Annotated in this window: 15 protein-coding genes; 13 read left to right on the top strand and 2 right to left on the bottom strand. The window is 41.1% G+C overall.

Annotation, left to right across the window (positions count from 1 at the left end; genetic code table 11):
* Positions 1-9: 9 nt before the first annotated feature.
* From QZU45_RS02220 to lnt, 7 genes are read left to right on the top strand one after another with little or no spacing between them, the layout of a single operon-like run.
* Positions 10-168 carry an antitoxin VbhA family protein gene (locus QZU45_RS02220; protein WP_164954274.1) on the top strand — a complete coding sequence of 53 codons (159 nt, stop codon included), beginning with the start codon at positions 10-12 and terminating at the stop codon, positions 166-168.
* A 3-nt stretch (positions 169-171) separates the two neighbouring features.
* Positions 172-768: a Fic family protein gene (locus tag QZU45_RS02215; RefSeq protein ID WP_294997823.1), complete on the top strand. Its 597-nt coding sequence runs from the start codon at positions 172-174 to the stop codon at positions 766-768.
* A 21-nt stretch (positions 769-789) separates the two neighbouring features.
* Positions 790-2154: a tRNA (N6-isopentenyl adenosine(37)-C2)-methylthiotransferase MiaB gene (gene miaB / locus QZU45_RS02210; RefSeq protein WP_295351063.1), complete on the top strand. Its 1365-nt coding sequence runs from the start codon at positions 790-792 to the stop codon at positions 2152-2154.
* A 9-nt stretch (positions 2155-2163) separates the two neighbouring features.
* Positions 2164-3279: a PhoH family protein gene (locus QZU45_RS02205; protein WP_295351060.1), complete on the top strand. Its 1116-nt coding sequence runs from the start codon at positions 2164-2166 to the stop codon at positions 3277-3279.
* Complete coding sequence (gene ybeY / locus QZU45_RS02200) at positions 3263-3739, top strand: rRNA maturation RNase YbeY (protein WP_074838962.1); 477 nt, start codon at positions 3263-3265, stop codon at positions 3737-3739. Before QZU45_RS02205 ends, ybeY begins: the two co-directional genes overlap by 17 nt.
* Positions 3740-3781: 42 nt before the next feature.
* On the top strand, positions 3782-4645 hold the full coding sequence (locus QZU45_RS02195) for a transporter associated domain-containing protein (RefSeq protein WP_295351055.1): 864 nt from the start codon (positions 3782-3784) through the stop codon (positions 4643-4645).
* Position 4646: 1 nt separating this feature from the next.
* A complete protein-coding gene (gene lnt / locus QZU45_RS02190) occupies positions 4647-6245 on the top strand; it encodes an apolipoprotein N-acyltransferase (protein ID WP_295351052.1) in 1599 nt (532 codons plus the stop codon).
* A 56-nt stretch (positions 6246-6301) separates the two neighbouring features.
* On the opposite strand, the gene QZU45_RS02185 is transcribed toward lnt, so the two are convergent.
* Both QZU45_RS02185 and QZU45_RS02180 read right to left on the bottom strand, forming a co-directional pair.
* On the bottom strand, positions 6302-8914 hold the full coding sequence (locus tag QZU45_RS02185) for a hypothetical protein (protein ID WP_295351049.1): 2613 nt from the start codon (positions 8912-8914) through the stop codon (positions 6302-6304).
* An 8-nt stretch (positions 8915-8922) separates the two neighbouring features.
* Positions 8923-9837, bottom strand: coding sequence for a L,D-transpeptidase family protein (locus QZU45_RS02180; protein ID WP_295351046.1), 915 nt, complete (start codon positions 9835-9837; stop codon positions 8923-8925).
* A gap of 290 nt (positions 9838-10127) precedes the next feature.
* Between QZU45_RS02180 and QZU45_RS02175 the strand changes: the two genes are divergently transcribed.
* From QZU45_RS02175 to rsfS, 6 genes are all read left to right on the top strand, one after another.
* Positions 10128-10310 (top strand): hypothetical protein, encoded by a 183-nt coding sequence (locus QZU45_RS02175; RefSeq protein ID WP_295351043.1) that lies wholly within the window; start codon positions 10128-10130, stop codon positions 10308-10310.
* 206 nt (positions 10311-10516) lie between these two features.
* A complete protein-coding gene (gene leuS, locus QZU45_RS02170; protein ID WP_295351040.1) occupies positions 10517-13114 on the top strand; it encodes a leucine--tRNA ligase in 2598 nt (865 codons plus the stop codon).
* Between the two features lie 18 nt (positions 13115-13132).
* Entirely contained in the window at positions 13133-13936 is an 804-nt protein-coding gene (gene lptE / locus QZU45_RS02165) for an LPS assembly lipoprotein LptE (RefSeq protein WP_295351037.1), read from the top strand.
* A gap of 140 nt (positions 13937-14076) precedes the next feature.
* Positions 14077-15183 (top strand): DNA polymerase III subunit delta, encoded by a 1107-nt coding sequence (gene holA / locus QZU45_RS02160; protein WP_295351034.1) that lies wholly within the window; start codon positions 14077-14079, stop codon positions 15181-15183.
* The gene (gene nadD, locus QZU45_RS02155) at positions 15183-15905 is read left to right on the top strand and encodes a nicotinate (nicotinamide) nucleotide adenylyltransferase (protein WP_295351031.1); all 723 of its coding nucleotides are present in this window, start codon (positions 15183-15185) and stop codon (positions 15903-15905) included. Before holA ends, nadD begins: the two co-directional genes overlap by 1 nt.
* Before the next feature lies 1 nt (position 15906).
* Positions 15907-16242: a ribosome silencing factor gene (gene rsfS, locus QZU45_RS02150; protein WP_295351028.1), complete on the top strand. Its 336-nt coding sequence runs from the start codon at positions 15907-15909 to the stop codon at positions 16240-16242.
* Positions 16243-16309: the final 67 nt, after the last annotated feature.

Below are 16309 nucleotides of genomic sequence, written 5' to 3'. Positions count from 1 at the left end.
GGAGAGCGTATGTTGCTAGATGAAGTAAAAGCTACTTTAGCAATGGAAAATTTATATCTGACAGAAGAGCAGGAAAAGCTACTACAAAGCTATGCTGACGGAGAAATTTCTTTTAAAGAATTTCAGGAACAGATATCAAAATTAACCGAAGATAGCAAGGTAGCCTGAATCTTGGAAGCCACGACTTTCGATAAAGTCTATTGCTATCCAGGTACTGAAGTTTTAATAAATAACTTCAATGAGCATGATCCTAGGGTACTTTCTCAGTACGAGAGACTGTACACTGGAGCAAGGATTATCGATCTACTCAAAAAGCCTATTCAGGGCAAATTTGATCTACCCCACTTAAAGGCAATCCATAAGTATATCTTCCAGGATATTTATCCCTGGGCAGGAGAACTGCGCCAGGTTAATATATCCAAGGAAATTCTTTTCTGTGATGCTCAGTTTATCGAGAAAACAATTAACAAGGTCTTTGATGAACTTGCACAAGAGAATTTTCTCAGAGACTGTAGCGAAAAGAAAATCGCAGAAAAAGCAGCTTATTATCTAGGAGAGATTAACGCTGTACATCCATTCAGAGAAGGAAACGGAAGGGCTCAGAGAGAGTTTGTCCGTGAGCTTCTGATTCCTCTAGGATTTAAGGTTGATTATTCTCTATGTGATCCTAAAATGATGCTCTATGCATCCATTAATGCATTTGCCGGTGATTATGAACTGATGACCGAGCTTTTTGACAAGTGCATTATTGCAAAACCACAAAATTAATATAAAAAAAACTTACTAATCATGACTACAATTCAAACCACCCTATCTGCACCAAAACTTCAATTAGGCTCCTTCTATGTACATGTCTGGGGATGTCAGATGAATGTATATGATGGAGGAAGAATCAGAGATTTAATGACAGCCGCTGGCTTTGCAGAGTCATCAGCTCCTAGAGGAGCAAATATAATCATTCTGGTTACCTGTGCTGTAAGAGCCAAGGCAGAGGACAAAGTTTTCAATCAGATCGCCTCATGGAGACATACAGGTGAAATCAACGATGACACAATTATTGCACTTGGAGGCTGTGTAGGAGCTGAGCTTGCCGAGAAAATTCTTGACCTCGATAAGAGCATCAATATTATTTTCGGACCAAGAACAATTCACAGACTACCTAAAATGGTAGGAGAGTTTATTGCTTCAGGTAAGCCTGTAGTTGATGTTACAGCTGATGCAATTGATAAGTTTGATTATCTGCCGGAAGCAGGAGCGGTAGGACCTTCTGCCTTTGTTACCATTATGGAAGGCTGCTCCAACAAGTGCACCTACTGTATTGTCCCTTATACACGCGGTGAAGAGCAGTCAAGACCGGTTCAGGACATCATTGATGAATGTATAGGACATATTGCCAACGGGGTTAAGGAAATTCATCTCCTAGGTCAGAATGTAAACTCTTATCACGGATTAAATCCTGACGGTTCAGACTGTAAATTCTCTTCCCTTCTTTATGAAATTGCAGCAATTCCAGGAGTTGAGAGAATCAGATTCACCACCTCAAATCCTATGGATTTTACAGATGACATTATAGAGGCAATTAAAGATCTGCCTGTAATCTCGGACGGGATTCACGTTCCAATTCAGGCGGGTTCAAACCGAATTCTTGAGGCAATGCACAGAAGATATACTGCAGAGGAATATGTTGAGCTGATTAAGAAGATTAGAGCGGCTCGCCCTACAGTTCATATCTCATCAGATTTCATTGTCGGCTTCCCAGGGGAAACCGATGAAGATTTCAATGAAACCATGAAGATTGTCAACGAGGTTAAATTCGATCAGAGCTTCTCCTTTGTATATTCAATAAGACCGGGGACCCCTGCTGCAGAACTTGAGGATCCTATTCCAAAGGAAACAAAGATGCAGCGACTTTATGTTCTGCAGAAGCGACTTGAGGAGCTGGCATCAGAATATACCGAGGCCTTCATCGGAACCACTCAGAGATGTCTTGTAGAGGGAACCTCCAGAAAGGACGAGAATGAGCTCAAGAGCAGAGCATCTTCCGGAAGAATTGTTGTGTTCAAGGGGCCTTTATCTCTTGTAGGACAGATGGTTGATGTAAAGATTACTTCTGTAGCAGCCCATACTCTTAAGGGCGAGCTTGTTAATCAGTAAGGCAATGTAATGAATACAATTACCCAAGATTTTGTTTTAGATCCTGACGACAAAGATAGAATCGCCTACCTTGTAGGACCTGAAGACGAGAATTTAAAACAGATTGAAAAAAGACTAGGCGTAAAAATAAGTTATTCCGGCGCTCATTTTCATTTAGAAGGAAAATCCGGTCATGTAAAAAAAGCCTATAAACTGATTAAGTCTCTGTACGTTGACACCACCCCTATCAAGGGCTCTAAGAAACCATCAGAGGTTACTCCTGACATGGTGCACCTTGCTATAACCGAGACCACAGCTCTAGAGCAGGACAACACAGATTATTCAGGAGAGCATGCCAAGGGCTCAATTGATTCTCTTTATGCCAAAGCTAACAACTTTAAAACCAAACGCGGCTTTATCAAAGCAAGAACCTCAAATCAGTCAGACTATATCAACAAGATTGTCTCTCATGATGTAAGCTTTGGTATCGGGCCTGCAGGAACAGGTAAGACTTTCCTTGCCGTTGCTGCAGCTGTAGATGCCCTGGAGCGAAATGAAATAAGACGAATCATTCTGACCAGACCTGCAGTTGAGGCCGGTGAAAAACTTGGTTTTCTTCCAGGAGATCTCTCACAGAAGGTTGATCCTTACCTAAGGCCACTATACGACGCCCTGTTTGAAATGCTCGGATTTGAGAAGGTGGAAAAGCTCATAGAAAAACAGATTATCGAGATTGCCCCTTTGGCTTATATGAGAGGAAGAACTCTGAACGATTCCTTTATTATTCTGGACGAGGCTCAGAATACTACTGTTGAACAGATGAAAATGTTTTTAACCCGTATCGGATTCAATTCTCATGCTGTTATCACCGGTGATCCTAGCCAGATTGATTTGCCAAGAAATGTAAGATCAGGTCTAAAGCATGCTATGGAGGTTCTAAAGTCAGTTGAGGAAATCGGCTTTACCTTCTTTGAATCTTCCGATGTTGTAAGACATCCAGTTGTGGCAGCCATTGTTAATGCCTACGATGAGTACGAAAAGACTCACGAAAAGGATAATCAGCATTATTACGGAAGAAATAATAAAAACGATTCATCCTCCACTGAAAATTCTGAAAAAGAGGTGTCTAATGCAAGTAATAATTGATCTGCAGATTGCAACAGACGAAGCTCTTGAAAGCTACCCATCACTGGAACTAATGACAAAATGGGCAACTGTTGCACTCAAGACTGGCGGCAGAAACAAGGATAGCGAAATCACCATCCGTATGGTGAATTCAGAGGAGATCCATCAGCTGAACTCTACATACAGACATGTAGACAGACCAACCAACATTCTGTCTTTCCCTTTTGAACTGCCAGAGGGAGTTGAAGATCTGCCTTTATTAGGAGATCTTGTTGTCTGCAAGGAAGTTTTAGAGAGAGAGTGCAAAGAGCAGAACAAGACTCTTGAGGAGCATTTTGCTCATCTTATAGTTCATGGCTGTCTGCATCTTATCGGATACGATCATATTGAAGAGGAAGATGCCAAGGAAATGGAGCCTCTAGAAATTAAGGCCATGGAAGAACTTGGCTATGATAATCCTTACAAGGATGATGAATACTAAAGAAGAACAAACAGAGTAGCAATCAAGAATTTGGAAAAAATTATGACCGATAATCACGACGAGGAACACAGTTCCTTTTTATCAAAGATTTTTTCAAAAAAAACTGAACCTACCAGTCAGGATGAATTAGAACAGGTTATTCGCGAAGCTTCCGAAAATGAGGTTATTGACGAAGATACCGAGGAAATGCTTCAGGGTATTTTTGATATCAACAGACTTCGCGTGTCTGACGTAATGATCCCTGCAAACGAGATTGTTACAATTCATGTCAACAGCACCATAGAGGAAGCTGCCAAAATTGTTCTCCAGACAGCACACTCCCGCTATCCTGTAATCGGTGAGGACAAGGATCATATCGTTGGAGTTCTTCTGGCAAAAGATCTAATCCCTTATGCCTGTGGCTTAAAGGAGCTTGAGGGAGGTTCAATCAAATCAATTCTTCGTTCCCCTATTATCGTTCCGGAAGCCAAACGAGTTAATTCCATGCTCAAGGAGTTCCAGCAGAACCGCTTCCACATTGCAATTGTTGTCGATGAATTCGGCGGAGTTTCTGGACTGGTCACAATTGAGGACGTGCTTGAGGTTATCGTTGGTGATATTGATGACGAATACGATACTGAGGTAAATTCAGAGCATATCGTCAAATCAAAGGAAGGAAAATCCTACATTGTCAGCGGCATAACAGAGCTTGAGGAATTTGACGAGTTCTTTAACTGTAAATTCTCAGAGCTTGCAGAAGTTGACACCATTGCAGGTCTTACCACTCATATGCTGGGTAAATTCCCTAACATTGGAGAGAAGCTGACTATTGAAGGCTTTGAATTCAAGGTGCTAGAAGCCAATGACAGAAGAGTACATCTTCTTGAGGTAACCCCACCGGCTACAGATCAGGACATTAAGCAGTAGTATGCAGTTTTTTATTAAAATATACTTTATTCTATCCAGTCTTCTTGATGGCAAGAGACTGCTGACTCTTATTAACAAGCCATTAGGAATGTGTCTATCCTCAATGGTGCTAGGTGCAATTATGAGTTTATCCATTGCACCTGTTGAAAAATGGCCATTTGCAGTAATTGCACTTGGTTTTTTCATGATGCAGCTGTACACCTGTAAATTTACACCTCAGGTTGGAATTCTGTCCGTGCTATTCTTTGGAACCTACGCTACTCTTTCTCTGACCTGGCTGAATTTTGTAATGGAAGGCTTTGGTCAGGTTCCTCTGGTTTTGTCATATATTATAATTACCGGCTTCTCATTCGGATATATTGGCTTTACATATGCTTTTTTAAATATGCTTGCATTTAGCATCGCCAAAAAGAAAAAAGCAGTTTATATATGCTGCTTTGTTCCTATCGGATTTATCATTGCCGATTATATTGTCTACTATTACCTATCAGGATTTCCTTGGCTTTATATCGGTTATTCCTGTGTAGAAGGACCTCTTAAGAACTATGCTCCGTTCGTTGGTGTAAGAGGCATCAATTTAGCCCTTTATGTTTTAAGTGCTGCCCTTGCCCTTACAGCTTTAAGAAAATTCCTGTTCCTTCCTGTAGCAGCTATGATTCTACTGGTCGGTGTTTTCCTTGAGAACCTTCCTCAGGTTGAAAAAATGCCAACCATCAATGCATCACTGGTTCAGGCAAATATCACTCAGTCTGTACACAACAATGCAGCCAGTGTTAACGAGATCTTTTCAACCTACTGGACACTTACCAAACCAAAGCTGTCTAATTCTAAGATTGTAGTCTGGTCAGAATCAGCACTACCTATTGATTACTATTCATCAGCAGAACTAATAGGAGATCTGGATACTGTACTCAAGACAGACAAGACTGCGCTTGTAACAGGTATATTCACATCTTCACAGAACAAGATCTTCAATTCAATTGTACATATTGGTGATGGAGCTGATCTTGCACATGATCTTCCATATCAGAAGAGAAAACTGGTGCCTTTTGGAGAAACAGTTCCTTTCGAAGATGTATTAAGACCTCTTGGCTCTATATTCGTTATTCCAAATTCTTCTTTCAGCAGTGGTCCTGATGAACAGCTGCCAGTTACAATCAATAACCATAAGTTCATTCCGGCTATCTGCTACGAGGCTATTTTCCCAGAGGTAATCTCCTCCATGGATTCAGAGCAGACCAATGGTATTATTATGGTTTCCAATGATTCCTGGTTTGGACCAACTCAAGCTCCACAGCAGCATCTGAATATTGCCAGAATGAGGGCAATGGAGCTTCAGAAACCAATGCTTCGCTGTACCAATAGCGGAATTACAGCTTACATCGACGAGAATGGTAAGGTTGTAGATCGACTACCACAGGATCAGGAGGGAGTACTGACAGTACAGTTTTCACCTGTTAAAGGTCAGACTTTCTACTCAAAATATGGAACACAGACTCTGTTCCTGATTATGCTGATACTGTTGGTTTTAGGTATTCGTGGACTAAGGCAGAAGGATGATCCTGCAAAAGAAACAATGAGTAAACTGATCAGACCTTAATCACTCAGTCAACTCTCTGATATCATTATGCATATCAGAGAGTCATGTTCAACAGCCTAGCCATAACGGCCAGAACCAGTCTTTCTAACCAGAACCACAGAGAAAGCCAGCATCAGGATACAGCCGGCAATACTTAGAATGTATCTCCACATTGGAAGAGGTTTGGTTGCGTTACTGTAGGTATTGATAAAATCTCCAATATAGCAGCCGCGAGAAGAACAGTTCACAGTTCTGCCCATTCCTCCCTGTGTATACCACAGATGTTTAGGGAACCTGGTATAAGCATTGTATTTATCAAGTTTCTGATTTGCCTGTCTTACGAAATTATTCATGAACTCCAGCAGAGCCTTTGGATCAGAGGAGTATCGCTTCACATCATTATAAGAGATACCTGGCTCAATATTTACAACTCCATCAGGAGCAAATAGACTGCCTTCAAACTTGATATCATCGATGATCGTTCCATCCTTGTCCGCATCAAGGCAGATTACAGCATTACTTGAAATGGATGCCTTTTCCTTAACAATGAAAGTCTGACTGCCGCCATTGGTTAAATCAAGCTGACCGCCTCTGTTGAGATCAAGAATCTCAACAACTGAAGTTGTTTCTGCTTTGGAAGGAGCGATGAAAACTGAAGAATCTTTAATATAAAGACGGTTTATGTTAATTAAACCAATAATATCGCTCATACCACCATAACTGAGAAGATTGATGGTTTTGCCGATAATATTACCTTTGATTTCAACATGTGACTTATTGTCTGAAATCATGTTATCAGACGTAAAATCCCTGCCCTTGTTCTTTTTCTTGATACCAAGATTGATATTGGTAGCCAGTTTCTTAATAAAGAAAGGAATATTCAGGTTCTCACCATATGCGGCATCAAAATGAAGCTTACCTGCAAGCAGCTTAGAGCTATAAGCCTTAGAATACAGGGACTTTCCATCAGGAGCTACAAAGTAATTCCACTTAGAAACAATATCTCCATATATCTTGGCCTTATTAGTGATGTTAATGTCTCCCACATGAGCAGAATCATCAATATAAATAGAGTATCTCTTGCCGGTTATCTTTCCGGAAATATTCAGAGTAGAAACCAGAGGTCCTCTGATATTGTTTGGAACATTATAGCTTTCAGCCTGATCCTTTGAGATTTTTCGCTGAAGATAATCATAGGTTCGAACTCTTCTGTATGAACCACGGAACTCTTTTAAATCAGATAGGACATTTGAGCCAAAATCAAAACGCAGAGCGGTTCCATCTACGCCACTAGCTTCGACATCGCCTCGGATATCAAGGATATTGTTTCTTCCGTAGGTTACGGCGATACCGGTAGCAGATTCACCATTTTCAATAATAGATGTAGACTTAGGAACTACAAGTCTGTTTCTTGAGCCGTCAACACGTATACCAATACCGCCAAAGCCCTGACTAGCAATAATTCCAGTCTGAGTAACGTCATTGTAGCTTCCGTATATATGTGTTCCGATTGAAAGAGGAACAATAGAAGCCTTTTCCTGTTTGAATGGCCTTAGCTCACCTTTTGTAGCCGTAAATGAAGAAGTGATATTGTATACACCTCTGTTTTCAGGAGTACCTGAATTGTAGATAGAGGTTCCAAAGAACTCACTGGTATTGATGTTGTAGCCAATATCGCGGAACATCTCCAGCTCTGCCTGATTATAGAAGCCGTAGTTTATATAGGTAGAACCAGAGAGAAGCGTGTTATTGAGATTAAACTTTGGAACTCCGCTCTTGGTGAAATGTACACTGAATCTCTTCTTCGAGGAAAAATCATTCTGACTCTTGATTTTCTTCCCATCTGCCAGCAGATTTTCAGTATTCTCTCCCACAAACTTGAAATGGCAGGATGAAAAAGAATCGTAATCACATTTCTTCTGCAAATCAGAGAATTTATTATTCTCTGTTATAAAGGCATTGTTACTGGTTAAATGATAATCAAAAGTAGAAAGAGGAGATCTGAAACCTGACTGATTATGATTAGAGTACACTCCTATCAGGGAGGCAAAAGTTAAAAAAAGCTTATGAGATAAGGATTCCTGAATGCCGTTTTCTGGCAGCAGTCTGATTCTGTATGTAGAACTGAACAGTCCAATGTCAGGATTATAGTTAATCTCTACCAGACCAAAGTTGTCACGATTATTTAATACACAGACATTCTTCAGATTTGACTCGACCCCCCCCATACCGGAGCATAAATTTGATGCATTGTAATGCAAATCATATGCTCGTGAAGGTCTGTCTCTGTCCGTACTTGCTACAAAAGGAACATTAAAAGTCTGATTATCATCAACGTACTTTCTGAAAAGGAATGAAAGAATAGAGGATGCATTAACCCAGGTCATTTTGGAGGGACCAAACTCCAGAGATCCCTTCTGGGATGGAGGATTAACTCCTTTGGCTCTGATTGAAAACAGCTCTTTTATTTCATTATCATCGGTCACAACATATGGTTTGAACAGAGAATTTCTGCTTACAAAAATCTTGTCAGATTCTTTGAGATCAGAGAACAGTCTGTGGATATCGTTGTGCTGATAGTGGCCCGAGACCTGGGAAGGATAAGTTGAAGAGTCAGAACTAGCCATGGCCTGATGCTGATACATCAGACCACATAAAACCATTGCAATTACAGTTTTAGCATGAATCACTTAATTCTTTAAAATTCCACTGGATTTAGCAGAACAGGTCTGCCGGTTCTCTCATGAAGAGCACGCTGTAAAATGTCCTGATTAATTCGAGGATCCTTAAAGAATTCTAGTTGAGACTTTGTAAATGAGAAAGGAACATTTGCATCAAAATTGTCAAATTCAGACTGACTTCTCGATAATGGCTGATGAACTTCAATATAAAGATCACCGTTTGGTTCTTCAGCAGTCTTAATTGGTTCGTTGATAAACTGAACTCTGGTACCTACAGGAACCTTGTTGAACAGTTCCTCGTTATCCTCGTTACGAAGACGAACACATCCATGACTTACTCGAAGGCCAATACCAAAATCAGCATTTGTTCCATGAATAGCGTAAAGCTTTCCTACGTACATAGCATACAGTCCCATTGGATTATCAGGACCTGCAGGAACAACTGGAGGAAGATACTCACCCTCGGCAGCATATTCTGCTCTCATGGCTGCAGTTGGAGTCCAGGTAGGTCCAGCCTTCTTACGCTCAACCTTAGTGGTCCAGGCTAAAGGTGTGCCCTTTCCGATCTGACCGATACCGATTGGGTAAACTTCAACTCTGCCCTTGTTGTAATAGTAAAGACGCATTTCAGCGGAATTAACAATAATGCCTTCATGAACAGTATCAGGCAGGATCAGCTTGGTTGGAACAACAAGATTCAGACCTTTCAGAGGAACAATTGGATCAACCTCAGGATTAGCCTCTATCATGTTGGAAAGACCTAAATGATACTCAGCTGCAACATATTCAAGAGTGGTAATACCATTAGGATCGATCTGATAGATCTGCTCCTCACCTACAACTCGGTTGCCGTTTAGATTGTAAACATTGGTTGCGCTTGCAGCTGTAACAGAAGAAAGAAAAGCAAAAGCTAGAGCTAATTTCTTATACATGATTGTCTCATTAATATCTTGTTTAATATCCCCGGACCTATGTCCCGGGACTAAAGCTTCACTAAGTTTATGCACGTATAATGGATGCAGAAAAAACTGAAGCATTCAGGTACTTAATTATACTCCGTACTGGGTTGCAATTTTAACACAGATCATATTTTTGGACTATTGTTAGAAGAGTATAAAGAATATGTTTCTTTAAAAAAAATTCGTTCGATATAATCTATCCATAAGAACCTAATAATAGCGAACAGCAACTTTTAACGTAGTGAGAACATCCTGTTTAATAAATGATTAACAAAGGCACCATTGCAGAATTCATCGTTCTGGCACTGTGGTTCTGGGCCTTCTTATGGGCTTACAGTCACTATAACTATAAGGTTAATCCTAAGACCAGATTCAAAAGGGTGTTCTACAGAGATCTGCTTTTGGCAATCACCCTTCTCCTGCCTGTTATTCTCATCATCTTCTAACATTAGACTCTGCATAGTTTAAGTATTTTTTCTTATACCCAAAGTAGCAAACAACCTGATTTAGGTTCACATGCACATAAACTTTGTAAGAATTTTTTTCTAGTGCATACGTCAAAATATGGCATAAATGTGGCAAAATATATGATTATTTTTAATTTGAACAGATTTAAACAGATTTTTAAATTTTAACTTGGAGCACTTAGTCCATGGCTGACAATAAAGTTGCCTACAATCCTCAGGAAATTGAGCCTGAAGTACAGAAATACTGGGAAGACCATCAGACTTTCCACGCAACAGAAGATAAAAACAAAGAGAAATACTACTGCCTTGTTATGTTCCCATATCCATCAGGCAGATTACATTTAGGTCATGTTAGAAACTATGCTCTGGGTGATGTTATTGCCAGATTCAATCGTTTATTAGGCAAAAACGTTCTGGCCCCTATCGGCTGGGATGCTTTCGGTCTGCCAGCAGAAAACGCTGCAATCAAGAACAACAAGCAGCCTGGCGACTGGACCTATGAAAATATCTCCTACATGAAGGGACAGTTAAAGTCACTGGGTCTTTCCTACGACTGGGCTCGTGAGGTTGCAACCTGCCGTCCAGAGTACTACAAGTGGGAGCAGAAGTTCTTCGGTGAGCTTTACAAGAAAGGTCTTGTATATAAGAAGGTTTCTTCAGTTAACTGGTGTCCTGTTGATAATACTGTGCTTGCTAACGAGCAGGTTGAAGACGGCTGCTGCTGGAGATGCGGTTCCAAGGTTGAGCTTAAGGAAATTCCTCAGTGGTATCTGAAGATCACTGCATACGCAGAAGAACTGTTGAACGATCTGGATAAGCTTGATGGCTGGCCAGAGCGCGTTCGTACCATGCAGAAAAACTGGATCGGCCGTTCTGAAGGTCTGAACATAACCTTCAAGGTTGACGGAAGCGATGATACCTTTACTGTATACACCACTCGTCCAGATACCTTCATGGGTATTACCTATATTTCAATTTCTGCAAACCACCCACTGGTTAAGAAGTGCTGTGAAACCAATCCAGAGCTTGAAGCTTTCTGTCAGGAATGCCGCACTCAGAAATTTGCAGAAGCAGATCTTGCCACCATGGAAAAGAAGGGTATGGCTACAGGTCTGTATGCAATTCATCCTATTACCGGCAGAAAGGTACCTATCTATGTTGCTAACTTCGTTATCATGGATTACGGTACTGGTGCTGTTATGTCTGTACCTGGTCACGACCAGCGTGACTATGAGTTCGCTAAGAAGTACGGCATTGATATCATTCCAGTAATCAAAGAGTCAAAGGAAGCAGGTGATCCTGATCTTTCAGAGCACGCTTTCGTTGAACACGGTATCGCCTGCCACTCCGGTGAATTTGACGGCATGAACTTTGAAGAAGCATTCAAGGCTATTGCAGATAAGCTTGAGAGCATGGGCTGTGCAGAACGTAAGGTTAACTACAGATTACGTGACTGGGGTATTTCCCGTCAGCGTTACTGGGGTGCTCCAATCCCAATGCTTACCATTGATGAGACTGGTGAAGTTGTTCCTGAGAAGGATGAGAATCTGCCAGTTGAACTTCCATATGACGTTAAGATCAACGGTGTAATTTCACCGCTGAAGACTGACGAGAAGTGGTACAAGACCACTTACGAAGGCAAGAGTGCAACCCGTGAGACTGACACTTTCGATACCTTCATGGAGTCATCATGGTACTTTGCTAGATACTGCTCTCCTCGTGATGAGAAGGAAATGTTCGACAAGGATGCTGCAAACTACTGGCTTCCAGTTGATCAGTACATCGGCGGTATTGAGCACGCAGTATTACACCTGCTGTACTCACGCTTCTTCTTCAAACTGTTAAGAGATGCAGGAATGGTCAAGTATGACGAGCCATTCAAGCGTCTGCTATGTCAGGGCATGGTACTAGCTGATGCTTACTACTATCTTGACGAGAAGGGAACTAAGAACTGGGTAAATCCACTAGATGCATTCCCTACCCGTGACGAGAAGGGTAACATCATTTCAGCTGTAGATAAGGAAGGCCATCAGCTGCATCATGAAGGCATGATCAAGATGTCCAAGTCAAAGGCTAACGGTATCGATCCTGAGTACATGGTTAAGATGTACGGTGCAGATACAGTACGTCTGTTCATGTTATTCGCCTCCCCTGCTGAACTGACTCTTGAATGGAGACAGTCAGGTGTTGAGGGTTCACAGAGATTCCTGCGTAAGCTGTGGTCTCAGGTTCAGGATCTTGTTAATGCAGGTCCTAAGGTTGAGCTGGACAAGAGCAAGCTTACCCCTGAACTGAAGAAGTTAAGACATGAGCTTCATGTAACCATTGAGAAGGTTACCGATGATATCGGCCGCAGACAGACTTTCAACACAGCGATTGCTGCAATCATGGAGCTTTTAAACCTTGCAACCAAGTGCACAGGAACAGATGAAGCTTCTATGGCAGTACGTTATGAAGTATATAATAACGTTATTATCATGCTGTACCCAATTGTTCCTCATATCTGCTTCAAGTTATGGTCAATGCTTGGTAATACTACCGAGATCGACACTGAAACCTGGCCTGTAGCAGACAAGGACGCTCTGAAGGAAGACGAGATCACTATCGTTGTTCAGATCAACGGCAAGGTTCGTGCAAAGATCAGCGTTGCTCCTAACGAGGATGAGGAAACTGTTATTGCCAAGGCAAAAGAAACTCCTGAAGCACAGAAGTTTACCGAGGGTAAGCAGATCAAGAAATCAATCTACGTAAAGGGTAGACTGGTTAACATTGTTGCTGTCTAACAACTAAGGATGTAGTGGATGAGATTTAAGCTTTTTGCAGTTGGGGTAATGCTATTAGGACTTAGTGCCTGTGGTTTTCATATTCCTAATCAGAACAGACTTGGATCGACTCTTGCTGAAATAGATGTTACAGGAGCTTACCACGACAAGTTCTACAAAATGGTTGTGCAGAAGCTTCAGGTTAGAGGTGTTAAGGTTAATTACCAGGGAACAGCCAATCGTAAATTCAAAAGCCGAAAGGATGTTCCCTCTCTGGAAATTGCGGGACCTTCTGTAAGTATGCCTATTGTTTCTGTAGATGTTTTTGGTTCAGCTAAAGAATACAACATGGTGATAACCACCTCTGCTATCTTAAAGATACCAAATCACAGCAAGCCAATCATTATCAGAAACGGCATCAGCAGACTTACCATCAACAAAGGAGACAACTCTCTTGCCAGTGACAATGAGAGACAGATCCTTATTGATGAAAGTTTAGACGAGCTGTCAGATCAGATGATTCGCCGCATCAACTATCTTGGAAAACAGTCTGATCCGGATGCCTCAAAGGCAACTCCAGCACAGCTGGTATTAGCAAAGGATGAGGACAACAACGAGGTCTACATTGATAATTCACCATCAATGACTCTTATTGATGCCCTGAAGGCTCAACAGGTTCAGGAAAAGTATGAGGCAGATTCTGTTGCCCTTTCAGAACTGAACAACGGAATTAGAGTCTTAAATCCTGAAAAGCAGTATAAGCTGCCTAAGACCAAGATAAAAATGGTAAATGAAGCTCCTGATGATCTAACCGAAGAAGGCTTCATTAAGAAAGGCAAATAGACTCCAGAAGACTAGAGCTTTTTAGTAGGAAATTTCTCGAAAGTCAGCTTAATGCTGACTTTTGTTTTCGAGGTTTCTGCTAAAATCAGTTTTACCTTAACAGACTTAAAACTACCAGAGTATATTTCAGCGGATATAGTATGGCATTAGCACCAGTTTACGTTATTTCAAGTGATGAGCCTTTTCTTAAGAACGAGAAAAGTTCCATGTTGATTCAGATGGCCCGAAAGGAACTTCCTGAAGCTGAATTCATGCTCTTTACCAATAACGATTTCTCCTCAGGTGCTACCGCTAATCTGGCAAGACTTGAGAATGAACTTATTGATCCCGGTCTCTTTGGAGGAGATCGCATCATTAAGATTTATCTTGATTCGATAAACTCAACCACTGTTCAGGTTCTTCAGCTTTTAGCCAAGAGATCAAGACCAGGTGTAGTCTGTGTGGTTGAGATTCCAAGAATTAAAAAGACCACACTACCAACAGCCCCAGAGAAATATACCGATAAATTCCGCGGACAGAGCTCGGTTGAAACAAAACTCAAGCATGTTCTGGCTTTTCTGATGGATATCGGAGGAGTTAACGAAATCCTCTATGCACCATCCGGAGTTCAGTTCAGTCAGTGGATTAACAAACAGGCACAGAAACACGGGCTTACTATTGAACCAGAGGTTATTTCTTTTCTCTCTCTTTGCTGTGAAGGAAATCTGGTTGCAGTAGATCAGTTTTTCTCGATTGCGAAAATCTCTGGTAAGACCAGAATTGATCTTGAGACAGCAAAAGCTTATCTGGAATCAAGCAGCCGTTATACCGGCTTTGAATTCTCAGAGGCCGTTCTAGCTCCAAACACCATGAGAGCCCTGAATATTCTTGCCTCACTCTGTCAGACCAACACCAACAGATCTCAGATCCTGTCCATGGTGGTGTCAAATTTCGACAGAATGCTCTGGGTTATGAGAAAATTAAAAGAACCTGAGAATGCTCAGATTTTAAGATCCAGAAACTTTAAGGAGCGATCAGCCTTCTTTAAGTCACACGGAATTGTACTGCCATTACTGCCATCCACTTCTGATGTAATTCTCCGCGCAGCCCAAACCATGCCAGAGGATTTCTATGATTATCTTGTAACGGAACTTGCCCAGGCAGCAAAATTTCTGCAGGAGTTTGACGATAAAAAAGCATATCAGGCCTTACAGAACATGGCTGTCTCCGTTTATACATCTGCAGTACGAGACTTGAAAAAACTCTAATGACAAAGACAATAAAGAAAATCGGTGTTCTAGGGGGAAGCTTCAATCCTCCACATAACGATCACATTAGAATAGCTGAATATATCAAGCACAGACTTGCGCTTGATAAATTCCTCATTGTGCCAAACGGACTGCCTCCTCATAAGGATACCTGTCATGTGGATTTTTCACACCGACGCATGATGCTTCAGATACTGACTGAAAAATACAGCGATCTTCAGATCAGTGATATTGAAAAAGATCCTAATGTTCCACATTACACCATTGATTTAATTGATAAAATCAATGCGCTATATCCTGAAGCCACAGTATTTTTCTGCATGGGAATGGATTCACTGATTTATCTTGATAAATGGCGTAACGGACTTCAGATAACAGACAAATGCAATATCGTAGTTATCGGACGAAAGGGCTATAGTATTGACGATTCCAATCCTGCGGTAAAGGAATATCTGAAAACACATGCCGTATATGAAAATGATGCAGATTTTCCTCAGAAGCTTAATGAAGAAAAAGGTAACTGCTTTTTACTAAAAGAATGCTTTAATGATGTAAGTTCTAGTAAAATAAGGCAGGAATTTGAAGATTATTATAAAACCGCTGAACAGCATATGGATTTAGCAGAATATGCCGATAAATTTCCCTACTCCCTGACTTATCTTGATAGAGGGATTATTGAGTATATTGTAAAGAATTCACTATACAGAAAGAGAGAATTTTAATTTGGAAAACGAAATATTAATTCAGAAATGCATCAAGACTCTTGAGGATTCAAAAGCAAGAGATTTAGTAAGCATTGATGTTAAGGAACACTCATCTATTGCAGATAATATGGTGATCTGCACCGGCACCTCAAACCGTCATGTAAGTGCAATTGCTCAGAGACTTGTAGACAATCTTTACAAGGAAGGCTTAAAGCACATCAAGATTTCCGGCGAACAGCTAGGTGAATGGGTTATTGTTGATACCGGTTCGGTTATGGTTCATATTCTCCAGAATGACGCCAGAGAAAGATACGAGCTAGATGATCTGTACCGCTGCATGGCCTCAGGATTCTAGACATGAAACTGATTATCATTGCTGTCGGCAACAAAATGCCTTCATGGGTAACTGAAGCTTTTACAGA

Source organism: uncultured Succinivibrio sp., assembly GCF_902756765.1.
Taxonomy (GTDB): domain Bacteria; phylum Pseudomonadota; class Gammaproteobacteria; order Enterobacterales; family Succinivibrionaceae; genus Succinivibrio.
Note: the sequence above shows the minus strand (reverse complement) of the source record. Positions and strands in the feature narration are given on the sequence as shown.